The following is an 8,480-nucleotide window of genomic DNA, read 5'->3' as shown; positions in this document are numbered from 1 at the left end:
AACGGCGGCTGTTACCGCTCCCTCGTTTGGCGCGATACGTGCGCCGAACTGCAGGTCAAGCACGTACGCACCCGGCCTTACCGACCACAGACCAACGGCAAGATTGAGCGATTCCACCGAACCATGGCCAGCGAATGGGCGTTCGCGCGCCACTACCGCGATGAACGCACCCGTCGCTCAGCACTCCCAGGTTGGCTACACATTTACAATCACCACCGGCAACACTCGGCAATCGGCAAGGTCCCACCCATCACCCGATTGACCAACCTCCCTGGGCAGTACAACTAGCGGTCCAGCTCCTCGCTGTCGGCGCGCAATGCGGCGACGAGGCCGGAGTAGNTTGGCTACACATTTACAATCACCACCGGCAACACTCGGCAATCGGCAAGGTCCCACCCATCACCCGATTGACCAACCTCCCTGGGCAGTACAACTAGCGGTCCAGCTCCTCGCGGGCGGCGCGCTTGCGCTCGATCCTCTTGCGGGCGTCGTAGTCGCGCATGCGCTGCGGGTAGCCGACCTTCTGTACGTCGTAGACCGGGATCTTCAACCGGTCCGACAGCCGGCGCGCGCCGGCGTAGCCGCCCGCCCTGCGCCGGGTCCATTCGCCATCGGCGGCGACGAGCACGACCGTCACATCCGTGACCGTCGTCTTCGGCTCGACGAACGCCTCGACGCCCTTGTGCTCGGCAACCCACTGCTGCAGGTAGCGCAGATCGGCGGCCCGGTCGGTGGCGGTGCCGCCGCCACGTCGCCGACCGCGAAGTACGTCGAACAGTCCCACCTGGGGTCGCTCCTTCCCGCTGCCGCACCCCTCGGTTTCGATAGTGCCAGAGCGGTCAGTAGCCACGTCTGCGGCGAAACGTCCCGCCGGACGTGACAGGATGGGATCCGACACCTCAAGACTGCGACCGACCGTGCAAGGGAGCCACGACACTATGGCCATCTCCGTCCAGATGCCCGCACTCGGAGAGAGCGTTACCGAGGGGACTGTCACCCGCTGGCTGAAGCAAGAGGGAGACACGGTCGAGGAGGACGAGCCGCTGCTGGAGGTGTCGACCGACAAGGTCGACACCGAGATCCCCTCCCCCGCTTCCGGGGTGTTGAAGAAGATCGTCGCGCAGGAGGACGACACCGTCGAGGTCGGCGGTGAACTGGCCGTGATCGGCGACGCGGACGACGACAGCGACGGCGGCGGAGACGACGCGGAGGAACCGGCGGCCGAGTCGGAATCCGAGCAGGAGCAGGAGTCCGAACCCGAGCCGGAGCCCGAGCCCGAGCCGGAACCCGAACCGGAGAAGAAGTCCGAGAAGAAGTCGTCCGGCGGCTCGTCGGGATCGTCGACGCCGGTGCTGATGCCCGAACTCGGGGAGTCGGTCACCGAGGGCACCGTGACACGCTGGCTGAAGAGCGTCGGCGACAGCGTGGAGGTCGACGAGCCGCTCGTCGAGGTCTCGACCGACAAGGTGGACACCGAGATCCCCTCCCCGGTCGCGGGCACGCTGCTGTCGATCACCGCCGAGGAGGACGACACCGTCGAGGTGGGCGGTGAGCTCGCCAAGATCGGCGACTCCGAGGGCGCCGACGCCGGCGACTCCGAACCCGAACCGGAGCCCGAACCGGAGCCGGAACCCGAACCCGAGCCCGAGCCGGCCAAGGAGACCAAGCCCGAGGCCAAGTCGGAGCCCAAGCCAGAGCCCAAGGAGTCAAAGTCCGAGCCGAAAGCCGCTCCGGCAGAGTCGAAGTCGAGCGACTCGGGTCCGTACGTGACGCCGCTGGTGCGCAAGCTCGCCGCCGAGAACAACGTCGACCTGGCCACGGTCAAGGGCACCGGCGTCGGCGGACGCATCCGCAAGCAGGACGTGCTGGCGGCCGCCCAGTCGAGCAAGGACGAGGCCGCCAAGCCGGCTCCGGCCGCCGAGGCCCCGGCCAAGACCACCAGTTCGGCGCCGCCCCCCGAAGCCGCGCTGGCGCACCTGCGCGGCACCACGCAGAAGGCCAACCGGATCCGGCAGATCACCGCGAAGAAGACGCGCGAATCCCTGCAGGCCACAGCGCAGTTGACGCAGACGCACGAGGTCGACATGACCAAGATCGTGGCGCTGCGGGCCAAGGCGAAGGCCAGCTTCGCCGAACGCGAGGGCGTCAACCTGACGTACCTGCCGTTCATCGCTCGTGCGGTGATCGACGCGCTGAAGATCCACCCGAACGTCAACGCCAGCTACAACGAGGAATCCAAGGAGATCACCTACTACGACGCCGAGCACCTCGGCTTCGCGGTGGACACCGATCAGGGTCTGCTCTCCCCGGTGATCAAGAACGCCGGCGACCTGTCGCTCGGCGGGCTGGCCCGGGCCATCGCGGACATCGCCGCGCGGGCGCGCTCGGGTGATCTCAAGCCCGACGAGCTGTCGGGTGGGACGTTCACCATCACCAACATCGGCAGCCAGGGCGCGCTGTTCGACACCCCGATCCTGGTGCCGCCGCAGGCGGCGATGCTGGGTACGGGCGCGATCGTCAAGCGTCCGCGGGTGATCGTCGACGAGCTCGGGAACGAGTCGATCGGTGTGCGCTCGGTGTGTTACCTGCCGCTGACCTACGATCACCGTCTCATCGACGGCGCCGACGCCGGCCGCTTCGTCACCACGATCAAGCGGCGGCTGGAAGAGGGTGCCTTCGAGGCGGACCTGGGCCTGTAGATCGCGGTGTCGATGCCCTCGGATTCGGTCATCGCGGTTGCGGGCTCTTCCGGGCTGATCGGTACGGCGCTGGTGTACGCGCTGCGCGCCACCGACCACCGGGTGTTGCGCATCGTGCGGCGGGCGCCGTCGAACGCCGACGAGGTGTTCTGGAACCCCGACACCGGCGAGTTCGACGCCGCTGCGCTGCACGGCGTCGACGCCGTGGTCAACCTGTGCGGCGTCAACGTCGGTGAGAAGCGGTGGTCCGGAGCCTTCAAGCAGAGCCTGCGCGACAGCCGCATCGACCCGACAGAGGTGCTCTCCCGCGCCGTCGTCGACGCCGGAGTGCCGGTGCTGGTCAACTCCAGCGCGGTCGGCTACTACGGCGACACCGGCGCCCGGCCCGTCGACGAGACTGCGGCGCCCGGGCAGACCTTCCTGGCGCGGCTCACCGTGGACTGGGAGGCGGCCACCGCGGTCGCGTCGCAGGCCGGGGTGCGCGTGGTGCTCCCCCGCACCGGTCTGGTGATGTCGGCCTCGGGCGGGATGCTGGGCCGGATCCGTCCGCTGTTCTCCCTCGGTCTGGGGGCGCGGCTGGGCAACGGCCGCCAGTACCTGTCGTGGATCAGCCTCGAGGACCAGGTGCGGGCGCTGCTGTTCGCGATCACCCACGACGAACTCGCCGGACCGGTGAACTTCACCGGACCCGCTCCGGTGACCAACGCGGAGTTCACAACGGCGCTGGGCCGCACCGTGAATCGGCCGACCCCGTTCGTGGTGCCCGGCTTCGCGTTGCGCGCAGTGCTCGGCGAGTTCGCCGACGAGGGCGTGCTCGGCGGTCAGCGCGCGATCCCGGCCGCGCTGGAGGCTGCGGGGTTCCGCTTCCACCACAACACGATCGGCGAGGCGCTGGCGTTCGCCACCGCCGGCAACCGTGAGTAGCGTCGACGTCATGGCGTCATCGATCCGCATCAGCAGCGACGCCGTCGTGGTACGCCGCCTCGGCACGGTGGACTACCAGGCGGCGTGGGATCTGCAGCGGGAGATCGCCGATGCCCGCGTCGCCGGCGGCCCGGACACGCTGCTTCTGCTGCAGCACCCGGCGGTGTACACCGCCGGCAAGCGCACCCTGCCCGAAGAGCGCCCGGTCGACGGCACGCCCGTCGTCGACACCGACCGCGGCGGCAAGATCACCTGGCACGGACCCGGCCAGCTCGTCGGCTATCCGATCATCGGGCTGGCCGAACCGCTCGACGTGGTCAATTTCGTCCGGCGCCTGGAGGGGGCGTTGATCGCGGTGTGCGCCGATCTGGGCCTGCCCACCGGTCGCGTCGAGGGCCGGTCGGGCGTGTGGGTCGCGGCGGACGGCGTTCGGCCCGCGCGCAAGATCGGCGCGATCGGCATCCGCGTCGCGCGCGGGACCACCCAGCACGGATTCGCGCTGAACTGCGACTGCGACCTGAGTGCGTTCGGCTCGATCATCCCCTGCGGCATCGCCGACGCCGGGGTCACGTCGCTGACGGCCGAACTCGGCCGCTGCGTCACCGTCGACGACGTCCTCGGCCCGGTCGCCGACGCGGTGTGTGACGTGCTCGACGGCCGGCTCAGCAGCGCCGATCACGCAGTAGCATCGATGCAGTGAGTGTCGAACCCGGTAACCGCAAGCTGCTCCGGCTCGAGGTGCGCAACGCCCAGACGCCGATCGAGCGCAAGCCGCCGTGGATCAAGACCAGGGCCAGGATGGGCCCGGAGTACACCGAGCTGAAATCGCTGGTCCGCCGCGAAGGGCTGCACACGGTGTGCGAAGAGGCGGGCTGCCCCAACATCTACGAGTGCTGGGAGGACCGCGAGGCCACCTTCCTCATCGGCGGCGAGCAGTGCACCCGGCGCTGCGACTTCTGCCAGATCGACACCGGCAAGCCGGCCGAGCTGGACCGCGACGAGCCGCGCCGCGTCGCCGAGAGCGTGCAGGCGATGGGCCTGCGCTACTCGACGGTGACCGGAGTGGCCCGCGACGACCTGCCCGACGGCGGCGCCTGGCTCTACGCCGAGACGGTCCGCCAGATCAAGGCACTCAACCCCAACACCGGCGTCGAGTTGCTGATCCCCGACTTCAACGCCGAGCCGGCGCTGCTCGCCCAGGTCTTCGAGACCCGTCCGGAAGTGTTGGCGCACAACGTCGAAACGGTGCCGCGCATCTTCAAGCGCATCCGCCCGGCCTTCCGCTACGAGCGCAGCCTGTCGGTGCTGACCATGGCGCGCGCGGACGGCCTGGTGACCAAGAGCAACCTGATCCTGGGCATGGGCGAGACGCCCGAGGAGGTGCGCACCGCACTGCGCGACCTGCACGATGCCGGCTGCGACATCGTCACGATCACCCAGTACCTGCGTCCTTCGGCGCGTCACCACCCCGTGGAGCGGTGGGTGCACCCCGACGAGTTCATCGAGCATCAGCAGTTCGCCACCGACCTCGGCTTCGCCGGCGTCCTCGCCGGACCCCTGGTGCGTTCGTCGTACCGGGCGGGCAAGCTGTACGCGCAGACGATTGCAGCGCGGTCTGCCGGAGCCGCCGCGGCGGCGCCCCAGCCATCCGTATCCTGAACCAATGGCGAAATCGCGTAACTCCGCGGAGGTCAAGGCGGCGAAGGCCGAGGCCAAGGCCGCCCGCAAGGCCGCATCCAAGCAGCGGCGCAGCCAGCTGTGGCAGGCGTTCCAGATCCAACGCAAAGAGGACAAGCGGCTCCTGCCGTACATGATCGGCGCGTTCGTGCTGATCGTGGCCGCCTCGGTGGCGCTGGGGGTCTACGCCGGCGGATTCACGATGTTCATGCTGATCCCGCTGGGCATCGTGCTCGGTGCGCTCGTCGCGTTCATCATCTTCGGCCGCCGCGCGCAGAAGTCGGTGTACCGCAAGGCCGAGGGCCAGACCGGCGCGGCCGCGTGGGCTCTGGACAATATGCGCGGCAAGTGGCGGGTCACCCCCGGTGTCGCCGCGACCGGACACTTCGACGCCGTGCACCGGGTGATCGGGCGTCCCGGCGTCATCTTCGTCGCCGAGGGCTCCCCCACCAGGGTCAAGCCGCTGCTGGCACAGGAGAAGAAGCGCACCGCCCGTCTGGTGGGCGACGTGCCGATCTACGACGTGATCATCGGCAACGGCGACGGCGAGGTGCCGCTGTCCAAGCTGGATCGTCACCTGACCCGGCTGCCGGCAAACATCACCGTCAAGCAGATGGATGCGCTCGAGTCGCGCCTCGCCGCGCTCGGATCCAAGGTGGGCCCGGCCGCGATGCCCAAGGGACCCCTGCCGGCGCAGGCCAAGATGCGCGGCGTGCAGCGCACCGTACGGAGGCGCTGACTCCCCGCGCGCCGCGCTTGCCACACCCCCTGGCGCCCGCGACAATTCGCTGCGGGCGCCGCGCCCGGGGGGAGACGGGTCATGTGCACTGCGTGTGAGTGGGCGCCGCATTTCGCTGCGTTCGGGACGTCCATCAGTCGCCGCAGCATGCTGCGGGCGGCCGCGTTGTCGACGGCCGTCGTCGCGACCGCGAGTGCGTGTTCGGCGGGATCGGGCACGCAGGCCGGTGAGCGCCCCGCACCCGACCGGGCGGACACCGTCTTCCACAACGGACGCATCCACACCGTCAACGAGGCGGCGCCGTGGGCCGAGGCCGTCGCGGTCACCGGCACCACGATCAGCTACGTCGGCGACAGCGCGGGGGCGATGGCGCTGGCCGGCCCCGACACCCGGGTGATCGACCTCGGCGGCGCGCTGATGCTGCCCGGGTTCGTGGAAGGCCACATCCACCCGTTCCTCGGCGCGTTCCTGACCAGCGGCGTCGACCTGCAGGTGCCGACCGGCCAGGACGCGCTGGACGCGATCGCCGCCTACGCGAAAGCCAACCCCGACGGACCGGTGCGCGGATTCGGTTGGCGCGTCGACATGTTCGGCCCGCAGGGGCCGACTCGGGCCGACCTGGACGGCGTCCTGCCCGACCGGCCGGGCTTCTTCTTCGCCATCGACGGGCACAGCCTGTGGGCCAACAGCAAGGCACTGGAGATCGCCGGGGTGACCCGCGCCTCGCAGGACCCGATCCCGGGCTTCAGCTACTACGTGCGCGACGAGAACGGGGACCCGACCGGCTACGTCCTCGAGGTGGACGCCGTGCTGGGGATCGTCAACGCGATCGAGCCGATCTCGACGGACACCATGAAGACGTTGCTCACCGGGTGGCTCCCGAAAGCGTCCGCGGCCGGCATCACGTCGCTGTTCGACGCCGGTGTGCCGCCGATCGGCGGCGACCAGGGCGCGCTGATCGCGTTGTACACCGAGGTCGAGGCCCGGGGCGCGTTGCCGGTCCGGGTGGTCGCGTCCTACAGCGTCAAGTCGCCGCCGGTCGACGACGCGGTCGCCGCGATCACCGCGCTGCGCGACCGGATCTCGACCGAGCTGGTCAGTGTCGGTGTGGTGAAGGTGATCGGCGACGGCACGCAGGAGGGCTACACCGCCTGGCTGCTCGAGCCGTACGCCGACAAGCCGGACTCCACCGGCGGCTCCCCGTTCAGCGAGCAGCAGTGGCGGCAGCTGATCGGCGCGGTCGACGCGGCGGGCCTGGACGTCCACGTCCACGCCTGCGGTGAGCGAACGGCCCGCACCGCGCTCGACGCGATCGAGGCGGCCGCGGCGGCGAATCCGCCCCGCGACCGCCGCCACACGATCGCCCACCTCGTCTACGTCGAGGATCCCGACAGCCGGCGGTTCGGCACCCTCGGGGTCATCGCGCAGTTCTCCGCGAACTGGATGTCGGCCGACCCGGACACCCTGGAGAATCTGGCCGCCCGGTACGGCCGGCCACGCCAGGATCTGCTGTACCGCACGCAGGACGTGCTGCGCTCAGGCGGCCGCATCTCCCTGGGCACCGATTGGCCGGCCGCCGGCTACTTCTCCACCTACAAGCCGCTCGACTCGATCCAGATCGGCGTCACCCGGCAGTTGATCGGCCGGCCGGACGCACCGGTGCTCGCGCCCGCCGACCAGCGGCTCACCGTCGAGGAGGCGGTGCACGCCAACACGCTCGGCGCGGCCTACCAGATCCGACTCGACGACAAGGTCGGCTCGGTGGAGGTCGGCAAGCTCGCCGATCTGATCGTGTTGGACCGCGACATCTTCGCCGTCGACCCGCACGACATCCACGCCGCCACCGTGACGACGACGATGGTGAACGGCAAGGTCGTGCACCAGGTGTGAGCGGGTTACCGCTTCACCACGGCGGTCTTGGTCGCCAAGTCGTGCAGCCCGCGCAGATCGGAGTCGGTGAACAGCGCGGGGATCACCAGTGCGATCAACAGGCCGCGGGCCAGGGCCCGGCCCACGCCCACGTAGCCATGCCCGTCGACGGCCACCACCTTCAGCCCCAGCGCGAACTGGCCGGGCGAGAAGCCGAACAGCCGGACCGACACCACCCCGAGCACCAGCCACACGCCCAGCACGACGGTCGACAGGGCCGACAGTGACACCAGGCCCACCGTCATCGCCAGCGCCGCCAACCCGTAGGACACCAGCCAGTCGACGCACAGCGCGGCGATGCGGCGTCCGAAGCGGGCGATGGAGCCGGGGCCGCTCTTGGGCAGTCCGAGCCGCTCACCGGGATAGGTGCCGGGCTCGGGAGTTCCCGGCCCCGACAGCCAGGACCCCAGACCCGAACCGGACGCGCGTGACATACCGCCAGGATAGGTGCCGGCCGCCGGTGCACCCGGCGGGGCGGACGCGGAGGATGCGTAACGTCCACGCAACATGCG

At 69.9% G+C, this 8,480-nt stretch carries 9 protein-coding genes; 7 read left to right on the top strand and 2 right to left on the bottom strand.

Annotation, left to right across the window (positions count from 1 at the left end; translation table 11 throughout):
* Window positions 1-288, top strand: a 288-nt coding sequence (locus MCHLDSM_RS35585; protein WP_131722580.1) for an integrase core domain-containing protein, incomplete at its 5' end; no start/stop codon positions are given.
* 145 nt (window positions 289-433) lie between these two features.
* On the opposite strand, the gene MCHLDSM_RS03125 is transcribed toward MCHLDSM_RS35585, so the two are convergent.
* Complete coding sequence (locus MCHLDSM_RS03125; protein ID WP_048468827.1) at window positions 434-784, bottom strand: hypothetical protein; 351 nt, start codon at window positions 782-784, stop codon at window positions 434-436.
* Window positions 785-938: 154 nt separating this feature from the next.
* On the opposite strand from MCHLDSM_RS03125, the gene sucB reads away from it, so the two are divergent.
* From sucB to MCHLDSM_RS03095, 6 genes are all read left to right on the top strand, one after another.
* Entirely contained in the window at window positions 939-2,699 is a 1,761-nt protein-coding gene (gene sucB, locus MCHLDSM_RS03120) for a 2-oxoglutarate dehydrogenase, E2 component, dihydrolipoamide succinyltransferase (protein ID WP_048468826.1), read from the top strand.
* Between the two features lie 12 nt (window positions 2,700-2,711).
* Complete coding sequence (locus tag MCHLDSM_RS03115; RefSeq protein ID WP_048468833.1) at window positions 2,712-3,623, top strand: TIGR01777 family oxidoreductase; 912 nt, start codon at window positions 2,712-2,714, stop codon at window positions 3,621-3,623.
* Between the two features lie 10 nt (window positions 3,624-3,633).
* Window positions 3,634-4,323: a lipoyl(octanoyl) transferase LipB gene (gene lipB, locus MCHLDSM_RS03110; protein WP_048468825.1), complete on the top strand. Its 690-nt coding sequence runs from the start codon at window positions 3,634-3,636 to the stop codon at window positions 4,321-4,323.
* Window positions 4,320-5,282: a lipoyl synthase gene (lipA, locus tag MCHLDSM_RS03105; RefSeq protein WP_048419139.1), complete on the top strand. Its 963-nt coding sequence runs from the start codon at window positions 4,320-4,322 to the stop codon at window positions 5,280-5,282. The genes lipB and lipA overlap by 4 nt, the downstream gene beginning before the upstream one ends.
* 4 nt (window positions 5,283-5,286) lie before the next feature.
* Window positions 5,287-6,039: a DUF4191 domain-containing protein gene (locus tag MCHLDSM_RS03100; protein WP_048468824.1), complete on the top strand. Its 753-nt coding sequence runs from the start codon at window positions 5,287-5,289 to the stop codon at window positions 6,037-6,039.
* Between the two features lie 81 nt (window positions 6,040-6,120).
* The gene (locus tag MCHLDSM_RS03095) at window positions 6,121-7,929 is read left to right on the top strand and encodes an amidohydrolase (protein WP_168440084.1); all 1,809 of its coding nucleotides are present in this window, start codon (window positions 6,121-6,123) and stop codon (window positions 7,927-7,929) included.
* A 5-nt stretch (window positions 7,930-7,934) separates the two neighbouring features.
* Here the strand turns inward: MCHLDSM_RS03095 and MCHLDSM_RS03090 are convergent, their stop codons facing one another.
* The gene (locus MCHLDSM_RS03090; RefSeq protein ID WP_048468822.1) at window positions 7,935-8,402 is read right to left on the bottom strand and encodes an RDD family protein; all 468 of its coding nucleotides are present in this window, start codon (window positions 8,400-8,402) and stop codon (window positions 7,935-7,937) included.
* Window positions 8,403-8,480 lie beyond the last annotated feature (78 nt).

The organism is Mycolicibacterium chlorophenolicum, from assembly GCF_001044235.1.
Lineage (GTDB): Bacteria > Actinomycetota > Actinomycetes > Mycobacteriales > Mycobacteriaceae > Mycobacterium > Mycobacterium chlorophenolicum.
The sequence above is the reverse complement of the archived record's forward strand: the minus strand, read 5'-3'. Positions and strand labels throughout refer to the sequence as shown.

Excerpts from the sequence above, each read along its gene's own strand:
- sucB (WP_048468826.1), top strand. The coding sequence starts at position 939 with ATGGCCATCTCCGTCCAGATGCCCGCACTCGGAGAGAGCGTTACCGAG.
- MCHLDSM_RS03115 (WP_048468833.1), top strand. The coding sequence starts at position 2,712 with ATGCCCTCGGATTCGGTCATCGCGGTTGCGGGCTCTTCCGGGCTGATC.
- lipB (WP_048468825.1), top strand. The coding sequence starts at position 3,634 with ATGGCGTCATCGATCCGCATCAGCAGCGACGCCGTCGTGGTACGCCGC.
- MCHLDSM_RS03100 (WP_048468824.1), top strand. The coding sequence starts at position 5,287 with ATGGCGAAATCGCGTAACTCCGCGGAGGTCAAGGCGGCGAAGGCCGAG.
- MCHLDSM_RS03095 (WP_168440084.1), top strand. The coding sequence starts at position 6,121 with ATGTGCACTGCGTGTGAGTGGGCGCCGCATTTCGCTGCGTTCGGGACG.
- MCHLDSM_RS03090 (WP_048468822.1), bottom strand. The coding sequence starts at position 8,402 with ATGTCACGCGCGTCCGGTTCGGGTCTGGGGTCCTGGCTGTCGGGGCCG.